The 18,538-nt window shown below is 47.1% G+C and carries 13 protein-coding genes and 1 pseudogene; 5 read left to right on the forward strand and 9 right to left on the reverse strand.

Features of this window, described 5'->3' with window-relative positions; all coding sequences use genetic code 11:
* Positions 1-92: 92 nt before the first annotated feature.
* Positions 93-296 (forward strand): annotated as a pseudogene (locus tag HP570_RS16175) (DJ-1/PfpI family protein); the annotation flags it as partial.
* Between the two features lie 89 nt (positions 297-385).
* Here the strand turns inward: HP570_RS16175 and HP570_RS16180 are convergent.
* From HP570_RS16180 to HP570_RS16200, 5 genes are all read right to left on the reverse strand, one after another.
* Positions 386-1,375: a siderophore ABC transporter substrate-binding protein gene (locus tag HP570_RS16180; RefSeq protein WP_309139202.1), complete on the reverse strand. Its 990-nt coding sequence runs from the start codon at positions 1,373-1,375 to the stop codon at positions 386-388.
* 104 nt (positions 1,376-1,479) lie between these two features.
* A complete protein-coding gene (locus HP570_RS16185) occupies positions 1,480-2,238 on the reverse strand; it encodes an iron ABC transporter ATP-binding protein (RefSeq protein WP_173626375.1) in 759 nt (252 codons plus the stop codon).
* Positions 2,235-3,176 carry an iron chelate uptake ABC transporter family permease subunit gene (locus HP570_RS16190; RefSeq protein ID WP_064200130.1) on the reverse strand — a complete coding sequence of 314 codons (942 nt, stop codon included), beginning with the start codon at positions 3,174-3,176 and terminating at the stop codon, positions 2,235-2,237. Before HP570_RS16190 ends, HP570_RS16185 begins: the two co-directional genes overlap by 4 nt.
* Positions 3,173-4,126: an ABC transporter permease gene (locus HP570_RS16195; protein ID WP_064200131.1), complete on the reverse strand. Its 954-nt coding sequence runs from the start codon at positions 4,124-4,126 to the stop codon at positions 3,173-3,175. Before HP570_RS16195 ends, HP570_RS16190 begins: the two co-directional genes overlap by 4 nt.
* A 248-nt stretch (positions 4,127-4,374) precedes the next feature.
* Complete coding sequence (locus tag HP570_RS16200; RefSeq protein WP_015893865.1) at positions 4,375-5,142, reverse strand: DUF4097 family beta strand repeat-containing protein; 768 nt, start codon at positions 5,140-5,142, stop codon at positions 4,375-4,377.
* Positions 5,143-5,342: 200 nt separating this feature from the next.
* On the opposite strand from HP570_RS16200, the gene HP570_RS16205 reads away from it, so the two are divergent.
* The 3 genes from HP570_RS16205 to HP570_RS16215 all read left to right on the forward strand — a co-directional run bounded on the left by HP570_RS16205 (position 5,343) and on the right by HP570_RS16215 (position 7,018).
* On the forward strand, positions 5,343-6,017 hold the full coding sequence (locus HP570_RS16205) for a Crp/Fnr family transcriptional regulator (protein ID WP_173626376.1): 675 nt from the start codon (positions 5,343-5,345) through the stop codon (positions 6,015-6,017).
* Between the two features lie 87 nt (positions 6,018-6,104).
* Positions 6,105-6,467, forward strand: coding sequence for a carboxymuconolactone decarboxylase family protein (locus HP570_RS16210; protein WP_015893867.1), 363 nt, complete (start codon positions 6,105-6,107; stop codon positions 6,465-6,467).
* Between the two features lie 194 nt (positions 6,468-6,661).
* Positions 6,662-7,018: a response regulator gene (locus HP570_RS16215; protein WP_015893868.1), complete on the forward strand. Its 357-nt coding sequence runs from the start codon at positions 6,662-6,664 to the stop codon at positions 7,016-7,018.
* A 49-nt stretch (positions 7,019-7,067) separates the two neighbouring features.
* Here HP570_RS16215 and HP570_RS16220 read toward each other — a convergent pair whose 3' ends face one another.
* Positions 7,068-12,983, reverse strand: a complete 5,916-nt coding sequence (locus tag HP570_RS16220) for an AAA family ATPase (protein WP_173626377.1) — start codon at positions 12,981-12,983, stop codon at positions 7,068-7,070.
* Between the two features lie 129 nt (positions 12,984-13,112).
* Here HP570_RS16220 and HP570_RS16225 point away from each other — a divergent pair, with 129 nt between their 5' ends.
* Positions 13,113-13,739 (forward strand): cupin domain-containing protein, encoded by a 627-nt coding sequence (locus tag HP570_RS16225; RefSeq protein ID WP_173626378.1) that lies wholly within the window; start codon positions 13,113-13,115, stop codon positions 13,737-13,739.
* An 87-nt stretch (positions 13,740-13,826) separates the two neighbouring features.
* On the opposite strand, the gene HP570_RS16230 is transcribed toward HP570_RS16225, so the two are convergent.
* From HP570_RS16230 to HP570_RS16240, 3 genes are all read right to left on the reverse strand, one after another.
* A complete protein-coding gene (locus tag HP570_RS16230) occupies positions 13,827-14,561 on the reverse strand; it encodes an MBL fold metallo-hydrolase (RefSeq protein ID WP_173626379.1) in 735 nt (244 codons plus the stop codon).
* A 201-nt stretch (positions 14,562-14,762) separates the two neighbouring features.
* On the reverse strand, positions 14,763-17,261 hold the full coding sequence (locus tag HP570_RS16235) for a GAP1-N2 domain-containing protein (RefSeq protein ID WP_173626380.1): 2,499 nt from the start codon (positions 17,259-17,261) through the stop codon (positions 14,763-14,765).
* The gene (locus tag HP570_RS16240; protein WP_015893873.1) at positions 17,261-18,526 is read right to left on the reverse strand and encodes a TRAFAC clade GTPase domain-containing protein; all 1,266 of its coding nucleotides are present in this window, start codon (positions 18,524-18,526) and stop codon (positions 17,261-17,263) included. Before HP570_RS16240 ends, HP570_RS16235 begins: the two co-directional genes overlap by 1 nt.
* Positions 18,527-18,538 lie beyond the last annotated feature (12 nt).

The following is an 18,538-nucleotide window of genomic DNA, read 5'->3' on the forward strand; positions in this document are numbered from 1 at the left end:
TTCCGCTAGCAAAAAGCCGGTTTTCACCACGTTTTTGGTGTAACCGGCTTTTTGCTATACCGACTATTTATCTTTCCTCGTTACAGTAGCGGGGCGTTTCCTCTGGTATCGACATGGCACTCCAATTGGTTGCATGGGAATTGGGAGAAGATATGAGCAAAGGGGTCCAGTTGATCTTGGAATACGATCCCCAGCCACCGTTTGACTCGGGTTCACCAAAGAAGGCACCTGGTTTATTGGTTGAACAAATAAGAGGGATGTTACAGGAGTTTGCCAAGCGGGAGCCCCGAGTATAAATGAAACAGCACGTTCTATAAAATGAAAAGGCGACAGCCCCGGGAATGTTTTACTCCCTTGGGCTGTCGCCACTTTCCTTTCTAGCCTCTTACCACTTCACTTCTTTCAGAACTTCTTCTGCCATGCCAGCGGTGGATTCCAATCCGCCACCAGACAAGTACCAGTTGCTAGAATCCAGGTAAATGATGTTGCCAGTTTTGAATGCTTTCGTGTTCCTAATCAGGTCGTTTTCTACCGTTTGCTGTGTAGAAGTGGACACTTCTTTATTCTTGGAAATCGCGTTACCACGATCAATTACGAACAGGTAGTCTGGATCTTTTTCTGCGATATATTCAAAGGAAACGCTTTGACCATGATTTTCTACAGAAATGTTTTTGTCTACAGGCGTAAATCCAAATTCACCGTGCAGGATACCAAAACGGGAACCAGCGCCGTAAGCGTTCAGCTTGCCTTCGTTAACCATAACGATCAGAGCAGTTTTACCGCTTGCCGTTGCTTTTGCATTCAATTCTTTGATAGATGCATCGATTTTGCCCAGCTCTTCTTCTACTTGCGCTTCTTTACCGAAGATGGTACCCAATGTTTTCATGTTCTCTTTGAAAGATTCCATGTACTTCGCATTGTCTACACCCATGAAGATGGTTGGAGCAATTTTGTTCAGCTCTTCGTAAGCATCTTGTTGACGACCAGAAATGAAGATGACATCCGGTTTCAATGCATTGATTTTTTCAAAGTCTGGCTCTTTCAAACCACCAACGTTTGTGTATTTCGCATCTTTGAACTTTTCCAGGTACGCAGGAATGCTAGTAGACTGTGCAACCCCCGCTACTTCAACACCCAATTTGTCCAAGGAATCCAGAACACCGAAGTCAAATGCTACAACCGTTTTTGAATTCTTTTTCAGTTTTGCTTCACCTAATTTATGCTTGATCGTAACTTCTTCGGATGTTTGTGCCGCTTCAGGTGCTTTGGTTGCGTCCGTCGCAGATGTTGCAGGAGCAGCGTTATTGGAGCCGCATGCAGCCGTGAATACAGCCAACAGTACTGCCATAAATAGCATGAGTATTTTTTTGTTCACTTCTCTCACCTCTATATAGAATGTAAAAGTATATAAAATTATTGACAGCTTGCTGATGAAACCCCCGGCAGGCCATCAAAATTTTAACGATGGGAAGATGGGGCTTACGCGAAATAGACACAGATTTTATTTTCTTCAATGTCTTCAATACGGATATCCATGTCATAGACATCTTTCAAGATCGGTTGGGTGATGATCTCGTCTGTAGTGCCTTCCTTCACGACCTTTCCATCCTTGAGAGCGACGATATAATCCGAATAGACGGAAGCAAAGTTGATATCGTGAATGACAATGACAACCGTTTTGCCCTTTTCGTCTACCAGACGTCGTAGCACTTTCATGATCTGGACGGAGTGCTTCATATCCAAATTGTTTAGCGGCTCATCCAAGAGGACGTATTCCGTATTTTGAGCGACAACCATCGCGATGTAAGCGCGTTGACGCTGACCGCCACTCAACTGGTCGAGGTACTTGTGTTGAATGTCCGTGAGCTCCAAATACTGGATAGCCCCGTCTACATACTTCCAATCCTCTTTTGTCAAATTGCCTTGTGAATACGGGAAGCGACCAAAGCTGACCAGCTCACGAATCGTCAACCGCACCGTTATGTGGTTCGATTGCTTGAGAATCGAGATTTTCTTTGCCAGCTCACTGCTCTTTGTCTGCCCAATCTCCTGACCCTCAATGAAAACCTCACCTTGATCCTTGGTCAATAGGCGACTAATCATCGACAGCAGCGTGCTCTTTCCGGCTCCATTGGGCCCGATAAAGGACGTGATTTTCCCTTTGGCAATCTTCACAGAGACGTTTTCCACGACATTTTTGCTACCATACTGTTTTGTGACATTCCGGACTTCTATCACGCTTTATTCTCCTTTAACAGAAGATAGATGAAGTAAACCCCACCAATAAAGTTGACGATGACACTAAGCGTCGTGGAGAACGCAAGTACACGCTCCACAATCAACAAACCGCCAACCAGTGCAATCACACTGATTAAAGCCGAGCCCACCAGCAAGTATTTATGCTGATAGGTTTTCATAAACTGATGGGCGAGATTCGCTACCAACAGTCCAAGGAAGGTAATTGGTCCAACAAGCGCTGTCGCGATCGATACGAGAATGGCAATGATGACGAGGAACCGTTTGATGACAAAATCGTACGGAATCCCCAAATTGATCGCCTGATCTCGACCGAGTGATAACACATCCAAGTACTTGATGTATCGCCAAAAGTAAATCATGATTCCGATGACCAGAGCAAAGCTCGTAATCAACAGGTCTGTTTTTACATTGTTGAAGCTGGCGAACATTCGGTCTTGCACAACCAGAAACTCATTCGGATCAATCAACACTTGCATGAACGTGGACAAACTGCTGAACAATGTGCCCAAGATCAATCCGATGAGAAGCAGGAAGTAAATGTTTTGCCCTTCCCTCTTAAACAGGAATTTGTAGAGCAAGCCTGCGAAAAGCACCATCCCACCTGTCGAAATCAGAAAGTTCACGTTGTTGTTCATCAAGGTGAAATGGGTAGAGCCAAAAACAAAGATCACAAATGTTTGGATGAACATATAGAGCGAATCAAGGCCGATGATGCTAGGCGTCAAGATTCGGTTGTTCGTGATGGTCTGGAAGATCATCGTTGAGAAGGCGATGATGCAACCGGTTAAAATAATGGCAAGAATTTTCTTAGCCCGCCGAGGAAGGACGTAATCCCAGTTGCCACCGGCGTCAATCATCATAAAAATGGCTATCAAAGCAATGGCCACAATCGACAGGGCAGCTATCTTCGCTTTCATTGTTCATATGCCTTTCTTCTCATGAGTAAGTACACGAATATCCCGCTGCCTATGACCCCAACCATTAAGCCGATGGAAATCTCGTATGGGAAGATGATGAGGCGTCCCAGGATATCACAAGCAAGTACAAACACCGCGCCAAGCAAAGCGGTATGAGATAAGCTTTTTTTCAGGTTATCTCCCAGGTAGATCGTAACCAGGTTGGGAATGATCAGCCCCAAAAACGGGATTGTCCCTACTGTGAGAATAACTACCGAAGTCACACAAGCGACAATGACCAGTCCAATGTTGACGACATGCTTGTAGTTCAACCCGAGGTTGATGGCAAACTCTTCACCCATTCCGGCAATAGTGAACTTGTTCGCATACAAGTAAGCGATAATCACTAGCGGAATGCTTATGTACAAAAGTTCGTAGCTGCCTTTCATAATGGTGGAGAAATCTCCATGCAACCAAGCAGACATGTTTTGCATCAGGTCATGCTTATAAGCGAAAAACGTCGTGATGGATCCGACGATGTTTCCAAACATCAGTCCCACTAACGGGATGAAAATGGAGTCTTTAAATTTGATTCGTTCGAGAATCTTCATAAAGACAAAGGTTCCCAAGAGAGCAAATGCAAAAGCAACGAGTAGCTTCACCCAAGAGCTCGCATCAGCGAATACCAAGAGTGAAACCAATATTCCGAAGCGAACGGAGTCCTCTGTCCCTGCTGTCGTCGGAGAAACGAACTTGTTTCGGGTCAGCTGCTGCATGATCAATCCGGCGATACTCATGCTGACCCCTGCGATGATAATACTAATCAAACGCGGAATTCGGCTAATCCACAGCACTTGCACTTTGTCATCTGTGAGATTAAACAGATCCCACGGGGATATATCTTTCACGCCAATAAAAAGTGAAACGAACGATAGCAAAATAAGTGCTACAACCAAATATCTCTTTTTCATCGCGTCCCTACTCTTCTTACTTTTTCATGGAGTAATGTTCCGTATTGACTCGAGCATTTACCGGAGAGAATAATTCTCATAATCATTAATAAAGAGATTCATTCTCAATTAGAACTACCTTAGTTATATTAGCACTTCTTTATCGGAAGGGGAAGCTTTTTTTCATTAGTCGGCTAATTTCTTCCTCAACCTGTCAAAATACCGCCACAACAAGAAAACCGCCAGGGCAAAAACCCTGACGGTCCTGATTATTTGGATGTGTATGAGCCTGTTACGTTTTGAACGAGTCGATCTCCGCTCCCGTCACTCTCAATCAGCACATTTCCTTCGACTGTATCAATGACGATATCACCGCTTTGGTCCGATATCGTAACATCACCCTTATGCTTCCTAATATACATATCACCGGATTGATCGTGAATCGCTACGTTTCCACCCGTATTTTCCATGACGATCTCACCTGAATCGTCTTCGATCAGTTTGAGGGCTGACGCGTCCTTGATCTTAATATCACCGGACTGGTCACGAATCTCTACCTCTCCGTTCGTATTCGTTAATCGAATATCACCTGAGTCATCCTCAATCGTGAGCTTTCCTGTTAGATTCGTCATGTCAATATCTCCTGACCCATCGGTAAGGGCTATCGGCAGCTTGGCAGGAACGATTACCGTTATCGTCATATCCACATAGTTAAAACCGATATCTGTGTTCACTTCGGATCGTAGTGTTGCGGCGTTATTCCCATCCTTTTCGAGTGTAAGGATGATTTCTTCGGGTTTAACATTTTTCGATTTGATTTCAGCCTCTACATGAATCGCGGTTGCTTTTTCATCACCTTTGACGACCAAATCGCCCGAATCGGTCACAATATTCAACGCCTCGATGGACTCCGCAGGCAATTCAAGCTGTCTTTTTTCTTCTTCAATTTTGATCACGTTATTGTTGATCGTGCAGCCGGCCACGCCGATTCCCACAGCAATTAGGCCAACCCCTATCCACCGTTTCATTTGTTTCATCTGTTTCCCCTCGATACCTGGTTATTTTTACAAGATAAGTTCTTTTAACATCGTAGCAAAACAGCGTAGAAGAGAAATCAGGCTACAGGGTTGTTCTCTCGTCAGTCCGCAGACGGATATTCCATTGTAGAGATCCCGTCTTTTCCCTACACTACAAGTAAGCATATTTCTCTAATTGAGTTGTCGCGGAGGGTAAAACAATGGACTTAAATCGAATCCAACTTGTGACGGATGCTTTTCCGTGCTTTTCCCTTGTTCCGGAAGCCGCATGGCGCCATCCTGACATAACAGTGGAACGCTTTTCTCCCCAACTTACGATGCAGCAGGGTCATCTGTTTGCCCATGCCGCTTTTGTATTGTCAGGCAAGGTCCGCATCTATATCATCAGCGAGTCAGGACGTGAGGTCACGTTATATCGGGTACAACGCGGGGGAGTCTGCGTCCTCATGATGGCCAGTATTTTAGGTGAGACGGGCTATGAAGCATCCGCACAGCTAGAAGAGGAAACTGAGCTGCTGCTTTTGCCTGTAGAAGTTTTCAAAGACTGGATGGATCACTTTAAGGACTTGCGTCAGTTTATTTACCGGAACATGATCAACCGAATGGTCTCCGTCACATCTCTGGTCGAGGATATTGCGTTTAAACCGATCAACGCCCGCATCGCCGAATTATTGCTCCGTCGTACCACAGATTCTCACAATCATCTTTCCATCACCCATGAAGCGATTGCCATAGAACTCGGAACTGCCCGAGAGGTAATCAGTCGGTCACTCAAGGAGTTTGAAAAAGCCGGGTGGCTTCAGTTAGGCCGAGGCCGAATCACAGCTATTCGCCGTGATGCCCTCCAGGAAAAACTTTTTCCTAGTGATTGGTGAGATTGGTGAGTAAGTTACAGAAGCAACCATTTTCTCTCTCTACAATAAAGTCGTAGTGACTACCTATGAAAAGGGAGAGGATGTTTAATGTCAAAAGCACGTTCGTATTATGAATCAGCAAATTTGTCGCATATCCCAGAATTGATGAAATTGGCGCCAGACGCTGCCGCTTCTTATTTTTCTTTCGAGCGGCAAATCTACCAGCAATCCCACCAGCTTCCGGTCAAAACGAAAGAGTTGATTGCCATTGTGGTCGCTCACGTGACTGGCTGCCCTTATTGCATCGATGTTCACGTCAAAAAGTATAAAGAACTGGGCGGCACCATGGAGGAAATTATGGAGGCTCTACTCGTTGCCGCAGTGACACGTTCCGGTGCTATCTTAAGTCATGGGGTCAATGCCTTGCTCGCCTATCATGATGCTCCTGGCAAGCCAGATTGCTTTTGCTAACCGAATACATGACCCATCTGGGAAAGCTAAACAAACGAATCCAGTTTCATCAAAAGCTGGAATTCGTTTGTTTTTTTGTATGTTTGTACACTTTTTATGATCAAATGATTGCGACATTTTTCCTATAAGTGTTATGGTAAATGTAGACTGCTCACTTACTAAGGTTAACTAACCGTTTCGAAACAGGAGGCTTTATGGCTCGTATACTGATAGCAGACGACTCGCTTGTAGTACGAGATTACATGAAAATCATTTTGGAACGGGCGGGCCATCAAGTCATTGCAGAAGCGACGAATGGATTGGACGCCTATCAAAAATATACGGACCATCTCCCCGATGTGGTGACGATGGATATCAATATGCCAGGAATGAATGGCATAGAGACTGTCAAAAAAATCATCGGCACCTTCCCCGACGCCAACATCATTATGGTCAGCACCAACGGATTAAAGCCGCTCGTTTTTGAAGCAATCAACGCTGGAGCGCGCCATTACATTCTAAAACCGATCGATGAAGAACGGCTTTTGGCTTCCATTACGAATTCTCTTTAGTCGATCAAACAAAAAACTGAGGCACTGTCGCCTCAGTTTTTCTATGGATCTAGTGAATTTCTTCCAACGGGATTCGGAAGGTAAAGCGTGTCCCTTTTCCTTTTTGGGTATGAACCTGGAGGGTTCCTCCCAACTGCTCAACCTCTTGTTTGACAATGGACAGGCCAATTCCTCTGCCCGATACGAGACTTGCATGTTCTTGTACCGTGACATCCTCAGCCAATGCCAGCTTCAGCTTTTCCCTATCTCCGCCACGCCCATCATCACGAATCGTGACGCACAGGGAAGTATCCTCTTGCCAAATGCGGCACTGAATCTTGCCGCTGCGTTCTTTTCCGCATGCTAATCGTTCTTGCTCTTCTTCCATTCCATGATCAATGGCATTGTTGAATACGTGAACCAGGCTCCTCGCAAAATTCTCGAATCGCTCCGGATCGACCAGTACTTCTTCCACATCCCATTCGACCGGATCGATGGTCTTATTCAAACGGATAGCGAGCTCGCTTACATAGTCTTCATAACGGGACAACATGTCCTTCATGGGACGATAACGCAGCTTGCGGATGCGGTGGAGCAGCTCCTGCTGAGCTTCCCCCTGTACCAGACTGGTAATCTCGTGCTCGAAGCTTTCCCATCGCTCTTTTGCAATGGTGTGCACATGCTCGTTATGATCCAGGAATCCGACCCCGAGCTTGTGCTGCATGATCGACAAATCCTGTTGCATCGCAGCTTGAACCTCTGCGAATGACTGCTGGGCACGCACATCCTCGTCGGACAGGCGTTCCTCGGACTTTGCCCATTGAATCAACCACGACTCCAAATCATGCAGCTTTTGTGGTGTATGAATCAGGTGTAATTGGCTGAAGTCACCTTTAAACTGATGAATCTGAGCGACCAATTTGAATAACTTCTCGGATTCCGCCATCGCTCCTCCGAGGATCTGCTTCCACCCCTCCTCAACGAAAGCGTTAAAAGCTCGCAGTACCTTTTGGAAGAGCGGAAGACTAATCGCTACCGTTACGACCATATTCAACCTTTGCCATTCTCGCTCCATCTTTGATTTGAGCGCCCGCTGCTCACTCATATCAGTCAGAATCAGCATCAAGCCCTCTGGCGAATCTCGCCGATCTTCATAAATCGGCTTACATGCCAGCTTCAACGGCATTTGATTGATCTGGACTTCCGTAGGAAAGAGGCTGAGATACAGCTCTTTTTGCCCTTGGTCTTTTGCTTCAAAGTACTTTTCCAAAAGAGATTCAATGAACACGCTGTCCTCTGGACGATCTGGGTATAGTAGCTCTGCAACCGAAACTCCAGCCAGTTCTCTCCCAAAAATCCGCAGACATTCCCGACTGTATTCAGAATGGACCAGCAGGTTCTTGGAAAAAGAAAGGAAGCCTTGTCCCGCATTGTTTAACAGATTTTTATTCGCCTGCAAAAGTGCCTGAATCTCATTGGTACGCTCTGTCACAATCTTTTCCAAGGATTGATTCCATTGCTCCAATTGATGATACAGTCTCGCATTTTCAATAAAGATTGCAATTTGCGAGAAGATCAGCCTGAGCGGCTCTGAGCGTTTTTCGTTGAAAACATGTGTCGTCTCGTTGTTCTCCAAATAAATGACACCGATCATTTTCCCTTGCTGCCATAGCGGGGAGCATAGAATCGATTTCGGCTGGTGCTTCGCAATGTACGTATCACGGAAAAAGACGCCTTCAACCGAAGCGTTGTGGAGCACCAGCATCTCTTCTGTACGAATCGTGTAATTCACGACAGCGACAGAGAGCATCCCACTATGCTCATACGGGACAGACTGCATAATCTCCACGTCCAAATCGACAGAGCCTGCCGCTTCGATGAGCCAGTCACCATCTTTTTTCAGCAGGAGGATTCCTTTCTCCGCACCTGCATTGCTCATCACCGTACGCAGCATCGTCGCCAACAGCATTTCCAAGCGGAGCTCGCTAGCTATCGTTTGCGACGCTTTGATAACACTCATTAAATCGACGAGGTCTGCTGTCTGGTCAGTCGTAGCAATCTCAGCGGAAGCCCCCAAGCTTCTAACCCGTTGCAAAAGATAAGGATACCGTTCCCCAATCTCTCGTGCCTTGGCGACCGCTCCCCATAGCATGTAAACCTCGTGGGCCTCCGTCATGTACGCCTTCGCAATCGTTTCCATTCCAAGTGCCAAGTAATGCTGGGCAGCCAATTCATTTGCCATTGCCTCGTTTTGCAAGAAAACATCCTTTTTGGCAAGTTGAACCGCCTGTTCATAAAAAGGACCCGCTTCTTGTTTATGCTCTGTGACACGGAGCCACTCAGCATGCATCAGCAACCACTTGTGCTGAAAATTTTCCGGGCATTCGTTTGCCCACGTCTTCATCTTTTTGAGATTTGCTTTGATTTTTTTCCCATACCTCGATTTTTCCTGTCCGTTGGCGTTCTCATAGAGCCCCGTCAATGCCAGTGTTTGCATAAAAACTTGCTGGCTGACAAGTACTTGTCCGCTGACTGAATCCATCCATTGCTCCGCTTCAGCCAGCAGCTGGGCTGCCTCCAGGTGGTTCCCGTACATGAGGTGAACCATCGATTTATAGTAGTGGTACATGTACCGTTTGTAGCTGTTTCCTTCTTTTTGCAGGTTGCTTACATAGGCAACTTCATCAAAGCCATCATGGCAAAACGCCGTTCGTTCATTGTCCGTCCACCTTGTAAAAGTATGCAGCGCCTGGCGCAATAACAGGAGCCGGTCATCGTGATCAACGACCTTGATTTGTTGAATCATATCGCTGTATTCCTCGATTTGCTGCTCCAATTCTTCTACTGGCACACCACAATAGAGCATGGCCTCCAAAAGCCCATGGGCATTGTAGGCAGCATAAATGTTTCCTCCGCCGTCCAAGCCGAGCTGAATCGCTTTTTTCAGCAGAGGGATGTTCGTCCGCGCATGCTCGCACCAGTGATTGATCAGTAGGGCAAACGCGCCATACGCCTTCGTCATGGCAATCGGATCGGCGAAGCTGTCTGCTACACGGCAAGCCAATTGTCCAAATTCATAAGCCTCTCGATAATTTCCGAATTGAGCAGCTTGTACGATCCCGTAACCGGTATAACCATTTGCCGAAGCGACTGCGTTTCCGTGCACGAGTGACAGATGAAGGGCACGCAAAATCGTTAAAGCAAACCAATTGAGATTGACATAGTAAGCAGATGGACCAGCGTAGCTGATGATGCTCATCGCCATCTGATAATTTTCATCGGGAACATCCGGCAAATACAGCAACTCATCTATTTTTCTGCCATTGAGGCGTCGCTTGATATGAAACATTTCCATAATGATATCGAGCTTGCCAGGCTTTTTCGGAATCGGTACGCCCAATAACCCCAAGGCTTCGCTTGCGATTTCCATGACACGCGGAAATTCAGCCAGTCGTGTATACATGCGAATTTCCATTTCCAAAATGCGAACGCGTTCCCGGTCTGTTTTGGCATGCTGCATCCCGCGTTCAAACAATTGTTTTGCCTCATCCAATTGGTTACAGAGGTACGTCGTCTCCGCAGACAACGCACACAGCTCCATGGTCAGATCATGATTGTGCTGCCAGCCCTCTTCCCCCACCAGCTCGAGACCGCGCTGGAAATACTGCAAGGCTGACTCAAATGCCGCAGAGGATTTCGCTTTTTGTCCAGCGAGCAAATGACAGTGCGCTACATGCATGCGCTCCGCTTGATCTTCCAGTATCTCTTTGCCCCGATACATATGATCGCAAATTTCGAACAGGAAGCCAGATTCGCTCCCTTGGGACATTTCCCACATCATTCTGCCCAGCTTGACGTGGATCTGTCCGCGCTCTGCCTCTGCTAACAACGAATAGGCGGCCTGTTGAATTCGATCATGCACAAAACGGAAACGAATCCTCATCTGAGACGCCACTTCTTCTTCCACGAGCGCAGCGTATGTCAGATATTCCGCTCCTTCAATCGGATAGATGAGACCTTCCTCAATCGCAGGCGATATATGCTGAATGGCTTCTGACTCCGTTTGATTCCGTGACTTGGCTATCAAATGAAGCAAAAACGAATTGCCCAGACAAGCAGCATAAGCGAGCTGCTGCTGAGTAGAATCAGGCAGTCTTCTCATTTTTTCTACGAGAAGATCGGCCACATTTTCCGTTGTACCCAGCTTTTCTATTTCGACCAAATCCCATTGCCAGTTCCGCTCTTCTCTTCCATACCACAACAAGTTCCGATCATACAGCGTCTTAATGAATTCCCTTACATAAAACGGATTCCCGGCTGTTTTTTGCATAATAATCGTAACCAGCGGCTTTGTCATGTCCGTATCGCTATGCAATGTATCTGCTACTAACGCATTGAATTCGTGTTCTCGAAGCGGCAATAACGTGAATTGGCGCAAAATGCGGCTCTTGATACCTGTCTCTGTCAAAATGGCAATCAACGGATTCATCATACTGCCATCATGCTCACGATAAGCGCAAATCAATAGAAAATGACTGATCTGCCTATCTGCAATCAACTCTCGGATCAGGAAAAGCGAAGAAGAATCCGCCCACTGCAAATCATCCAGGAACAAGACGAGTGGATGCTCTGGACGCGCCCAAATCCGAATAAAGCGTTGCATCACCCATTGAAAACGATTTTTTGCTTCTGCTGCAGGCAGCTCAGGTACGGCAGGCTGCTTGCCGATCACTGCTTCAAGCTGTGGAATGACATCCACGATCACTTGACCAAGGCCTTGCATGGCGTCGAGGATCATCTCTCGCCAAGCAAGCAGCTCGCGTTCGTGGCCTGCCAATAACTGCTTGATCAAATCCTGAAAGATTTGAATGAGGGCCGAATACGGAACGGCCTGATTATATTGATCGAACTTTCCTGAAACAAGACGTCCCCGGCCTCTCAAAAACGCTTTTTGCGCTTCCAGCACGAGGGCAGACTTACCCACACCGGGAGATCCACTGAGAAGAACCATTCTCGTAGCGCCGTTCGTGACTTGCTCAAATGCATCGATGAGCATCTGGATTTCTTGCTCACGTCCATACAGCCTCTCTGGAATCCGCAAGTGATCAGCACGATCTTCTAAAGCAAGCGGAAAAGGCGTAATTAAACCGTTTTGTTCAAGCTGGTCATAGCAGCGCTGCAGGTCTGCCAGTAAGCCAGACATGCTAAAGTAGCGATCCTCTGTATTTTTTGACAGACACTTCATCACAATGTCCGATAGAATCTCTGGAACGGATGGTTTTACACTAGAGGGAGCGAGCGGCTTTCTCGCCATATGAGCATGTATGAGTTCAAGCATGTCCGAAGTTAAAAAGGGCAGCTTTCCAGTCAATAACTCGTAGAGCGTGACACCAAAAGAATAAATATCGGAACGGTAATCGACGGTGCGATTCATTCTCCCCGTCTGCTCCGGCGACACGTAGCGAAGATTTCCTTTCCATTCTTTTGGATTCATCACACTTTGGTATTCTTGGTGGGATTTCGTCGCCAACCCAAAGCTACCAAGCTTTACCTCATAGGTTTCAGGATGAACCAGGATATGATCGGAATTTACATCCTTATGAATGATTCCGTGCTGATGGATTTCCTTCAAACAGGAAGCCATGCGGACTGCAAGGAATAGCATCTCCTTCAGTGACAGTCCTTTCATTTTCATGAGCAAGGAGAGCGGCACTCCCCCGAAATCTTCCGTAATCATTACCGTCTCACGGTTGTGATTAACCAGTTCGATGATCGTTTCCACTGCATGGGATTCCAATGATTGAAGAATGCGATATTCATGCTTCAGTTTCCACAGAGATTCCTTATGGGAAGGCCCTTCCATCGGTACTTTGAATAAGACAGGGAGATTGTCGTTATTTCTGTAACCCCGATAAATTCCCAATTTTGAATGAGTGGAAAGAAACTCTGCCACCCTATAACCTGGAACCACGATCATGCCGCTCATACTATCCACTCCATCTTTAGGTAGAACATCCTATCTTTCTAATTGTTGACCCGGAACAAATAATCTATATTTAATCTATATTCTGTCTTAATATAATCTCTTTTTACTATTTTTCAAGGAGGTATAGTTTTGTCAAATCTAAGTCGCAGTGTAAGCAACCCGCACAATAACGAAGTGGTCACCTTTTTAAAGACAACGGAAGAAACGAATGGCGAATATTTGTTATTTCGTACCGATCTCCCACCGGATAATGGGATTTTTCTACACTATCATACAAAACTTGTCGAAACCTTTGAAGGTGTAATTGGAAATTTAGAGGTAACCATCGATGGAAAAAAAGTAATCCTGAAGCCGGGAGAGAAGCTAAACATACCGACGGACAAGGTTCATGGGTTCCACAATCCCTCTAACGAATTCGTCAGCTTCCATGTCGAAATCCGTCCGGCAGGTACTTTTGAAGCATTTGTCCGCTGTGGATACGGGCTCGACACAGACGGGCGCAGCTTTTATTTGCCGTTTATCAAGCAAAATATCCCGAAAAATATTCTCCTCTTGGGAACGATCTTTCAGATGGGGGGGTTTTACCTCCCGATCATTCCGCGCTTCCTGCAAAAAGGCATGTTTGCTGTGCTCGCTGCATTGGCTCGTTGGACAGGCTCTGATAAGTCGCTGGAAAAGTACTACAAAACCTCTCCAGAAGCACCAGTCTCCCATTCCAAGGTCGAGCAAACAGCGCAAAAGACGTTACAGGGATAAAATGAGAAAAGACACCATAGGGATTACTCCAGCTCTGGTGTCCTCCACGCTTCTTATATCCATCTATTGCAGGATCAGGTAACTACTTCACCGTAGCAGAGCATAGAGCTGCTCTTGCACGTTGTTTTGGCACATGCCTCCATGATAACAAATGATGCTAGTAATTTCCAAGTTCTCAAACTTTTTTAATGAGTTTACTGCCATTTCCATATCGAGAGTGTTTTGCGGAATTGGTCCTCGCAGTGCTTCGTTCATGTACACCATAGCATCGCCTGCTATTAAGGTCTTGCTATCTTGTACATATAAGCTGATATGCCCCGGCGTATGTCCGGGAGTATGAATGATGCGGATTCCCCCACAATACGGCAGAATCTCTGCGTCTGCCAGTGTCTTGTGCACCATTGCCTTGGGCGGATTTTCGCAAAGCCATTGCAAGTACTCGCGCTCCTTTTCAGGCAACATCGCAAGTAAAGGAGCCATGTTTTTGGGGTCTGCTTTGAGGAGTGGGCGTGTGCCTTCGATGTACGGCTGATCCAGCTCGTGAGCGTATATTTCAACCTGTCCGCCAAGCTCACGAACGATTTCTGGAAGACTGCCGATATGATCAAGGTCCTGATGTGTCAAAATGATAGCCTGTAAACGCTCAGGTGGTATGCCAGCGCGGCTCATTTCCTGACGAATGATCTCCCATGAACCCGGCATTCCTGTATCTACCAATACCGCTCGGTCCTCATCCCAAAGCAAGGTGGGGTAGATCACCATCGGCTTGCCAAATGCCTCTCCTTGTAGCGGAATCATTTTCACACCTGTGTTCGCTTTCATACCCTATTCCTCCTCACACCTTTTTATCGCACAACTACTTTTTATCACGGAGTGAGGAGTTTTTTCAACAGTAAAATATTTTATTATATCACAAATAAAAATATTTGTCAATACATGATCTAGGCGTCTTCTTGTACAAAAAAGACCCCCAAAATACGCGGTCGCTCCTACCCGAGCAGACCGCGTTGGCCTTCTATTATCTTAGGGTGTCGTTGTCTTAACAGGCGGTCCACCCGTAGATGCATCTTGGCTTCGCTCCCTAATAACACCATGGACAGGTTGGATGTCAGGCTCGTCCACCATCAACCGATAAACCGGCACGAACACAGCCGGTGGGCGAGTCGGTTCTGGCTGTGTTTCAGGTGGCTGTACGTGCGTACTCGTACCTCCCCAAACCATATAGCCTCCCCACGCTCCGGCACCTAGCAAGACAACTGCGCTGGATATCACCGTAGCTTTGTGCCGAAACAGCTTCACGAGCGGATTGGCTGTTTCGCTGCGCACCTCGTCCAAAAGCTTGCGGAAATCAGCATTTCGGATCGCATACCACCGTTTTCGCCATTCTTTATCCCGCAATCTCTTGCCTTTCTCTTCAAGGAAAAAGACCTTCAATGCTTGTCTGTATGCAGGCAGCAAATACTTCCCTTCGAAAAACATCCGCTGGCTCATCGTCCATTGGATAAAAGACAATGTAACGGCTTCCCCACCATTTTGCTGAACATATCCTAGCAATTCTGCAAACTGGAATCCTTCCTGACCAAAATGATCTTCCCTGTAAAAGACCAGTGGGACCTGTGGGAACTCGTCTGCATGGAGCGGTTTACTCAACATATTCTGGATCATTCTTTGTTGCACAGAAATCGCTTCCCGATCCCATTTTCGGAAAAACTCTGCCGGATGTTGCGTGCTTCTCTCTTCATGCAGCTTCGCCAGATTCATGAGCATTTCTTGCTTGTGGCGACTCTCCATATCCAGCGTTCCGAAAAAGCTCTGTGGCTTCTCCTCTAAGAGGGCGATGAGAACCTGGAAATCATCCTTGGATAGCGTGTCTAGTGCGACGAGCTTCATCAAGGACTTGTCCAGCTCGTCCAACAGCTCATCTGCATAGCCGCGTGCCCCATCGATGTTTTCAAAGAACTGGTGGATGGTAATGGCGGCAGCTAACTTTTGACGTTCCCGTGCAAAGAGACGCAAAACTTTTTCTGTTGTCGTAGCAATAAAGACGGCATTGCGTATCGCTTGCGGTTCTGTTTCTGACCAAAACCGGATTTCCTTTAGCATCTGGTCCAAGCTGGTCACGGCGGATACCCGCTCAATCATATAATCCTCAAAAAGCGGCTTCACCAACTGCGGATAGCCGAAAATCGTCCGCATCATGAAGCCAAACAGCTCCCGGTTGCTGGACAAATGCTTGTACACCTCTGCCACGTAGCTACTCTGTCTTGCGGTCTTGGCCTTCATCAACACGTCCATCAGGAAGCGGATCAAATCCATTTGCAGGCGTTCCTGCTTGGTGACCCGGTAGGATTCAATTATTTGCTTAATCGTCTCGCCGTCGGGCAGCCGTTTGGACGAAAGCGCCTCTATTTCAATCCGCATCAGCATTTCCTGAAGCTCGATCAGCCGTTTCTTGCGGGTCAAGCTACTGTGCCCCAAATAGCTGTTCAACGCCTGCCAAACGCCCGCCCGCTTGCTCTCATACACGGACGTTCGTCCCTTTTCAATTAAATACAGTGCGCACAGCTCATAGTACGTGCGAAGGTTCAAGGCTAGTGCATGGTCTGCTCCAGCCAGCACATCCTCACAAAAATCGTGGAAGGCATCCAGAAGCCGTGGCTCATTGACATACTCCCAGGCAAAGTCGAGGTATTCGTGTCCTCCGTCCTGCAAATCGACGTTTTGAACGCGACCAAGGGAGAAGTCGAACAAAAAGTCTTTGTCGCTGTGCCCCCCGCCTGGGCGTATGCTTCCTTTTTCTACGAACGTGACGTGGATATGCTTCTTGCTCTGCGGCTCATTGCTAAAAGTGAGAAAACCAAAATGTCTGCGCATCTCATAAGGCAGACAACTGTACAAAATCTCCAACAAGTGAGCAGCACTCTTGGATGAGACACTAATATCCACATCCAGGCTGATGAACACCTTCTTTTTCGCTGCGAGCGAGGACATCACCGCAAAGAGGAGCTGTTTGAATAAACGCTCATCGACGCCCAACTGTCCAAGTAGCTGCTTTCGGTCTTGCGACAAGCCTTTTTCTGAAGGGATGTCATCGACGGTTGGAAGCTCCTTGCCCGCTGCATCGTCGTGACGATCTGCAAAAGTACGGACTCCGAAGATCTTGCTCGGATTCTTGATAAACTCATCTCGACGCTCTACCGGAATGACATAGTTGTGGCTGAAAAATGTATTGCGCTGCCCAGTAAAGTCCGCTCCGACAAATACACTTCTACCGAGAACCATCTCTCCTGATTCGGCTTGGAAGCTAACAAGCGCCTCCGGAAAGAGAGACAGATTGCTTTCCGCCCGCTCTTGAAGCTGTCGCGGCGCATCGTACACGCAAAACGGATGGAGCGTCTTCTTGATGAATTGGTTATCCAGCCCTGGCGTTTTGGCGACAGTATCGTATCCTTCGTTCGAACGGAAAACCCCTTGTCGCCCGCGGGTGTAGTACTGCTGCAAAATGGGCTGACGGTTGCTCACTACCGCTCCCTCCCCTCGATGTAATCAAGCTGGTGCATCAACCAAATAAACGGTTCGTCGACGCGAATCGGCGTCACGACACCACTTACCCTTTGATTGACTGGATTGCTCCCCAGCGCAGATACAGCGAAATAGGCCGTATTCGTAAAGTAAACATCCAACGCGTCTTTAAACGGTCTATCTACCTTTTCAATGAATCGGCGGATTTCTCCATCGATGTTCTCAAATTCAGCCGTATTTAAATATTGTTCATGGACAAAATTGCGGAAAACATTGCTGTTGGACTTGATGTATTCACCATCGTCTTCTTTGATCAGATGCAGCATGTCGCTCTTCGTCAACACGACAGCAGTTGGAATATGGGTCTTGCTCTGCTCCTGATAGCCGATGAAGTTCTCAAACAGCGTAATGACAACCTCACGCGGCTCGTCGTACCTTGCCGTGAATTCCCCTGGCTCATCCCCAGCTTGCAGCATGACCCGATCGCGAATGGTCTTGATTTGCAGCGGATCGATCAGAAACAGGATGCCGGACGAATTTTTCACATGCGACGCATACAGCTCCAAATACTCGCGGTCGACCATTCCCTCGCCTGCTACGTCGAAAAACACCAGGATCAATGGTGCCTTGTCGCTATCCTTGAAAATGAATTGGAAGATGAATGGCTCCTGACGCTTTTCTTTTTGCGTGGAATCAAGCAACTGTCCGCGCTCAAACAAGGGTGCCTCATAGTTCTCTCGAAACTTGCGGCTAATCTGCGCATTGAGCGGCATACACGCGGCATCAAAGTGATTCGCTGTCGTGTTTTGCAAGGTATGGATCAGTGAGGTCATGTATACGGACTTACCGACCTGAGACGCCCCGACAATCGAAATAATGTTACTCGGCGCTTTCCCTGCCGTAATCGGTAGCTCGTTGTGGCATTTCGGGCACAGTCTGCGCTTGGAAACCATGCCATACCGGTCAGTCACGCCTGCAAGGACGTTATCGACGTACAAATGGTTTTCCGACGGGATGGATTCCGGATCGATCACCGCTTCCAGCTCGTCGATAGCATCCAGTCCGAATTTATCCCGATACGCATTGAGAATCTCATCCTCCTGCAACGCGTAGTCTTCGTCGTCCTGGCGATGATGCGTGGCACGAAAGACAACTTGGTCCGGTCCGTATTTGGCGAAGCAATAAGGGCAGACAATATCGTAAAAAGGAAGCCGTTCCTTGACCTGCGGCTTCTTCTCAAACATGTTTTTCAAAAACGACAGCATGGCGCATCCCCT

The organism is Brevibacillus sp. RS1.1 (genome assembly GCF_013284365.1).
In the GTDB taxonomy this organism is placed as follows: Bacteria; Bacillota; Bacilli; order Brevibacillales; family Brevibacillaceae; genus Brevibacillus; species Brevibacillus brevis_D.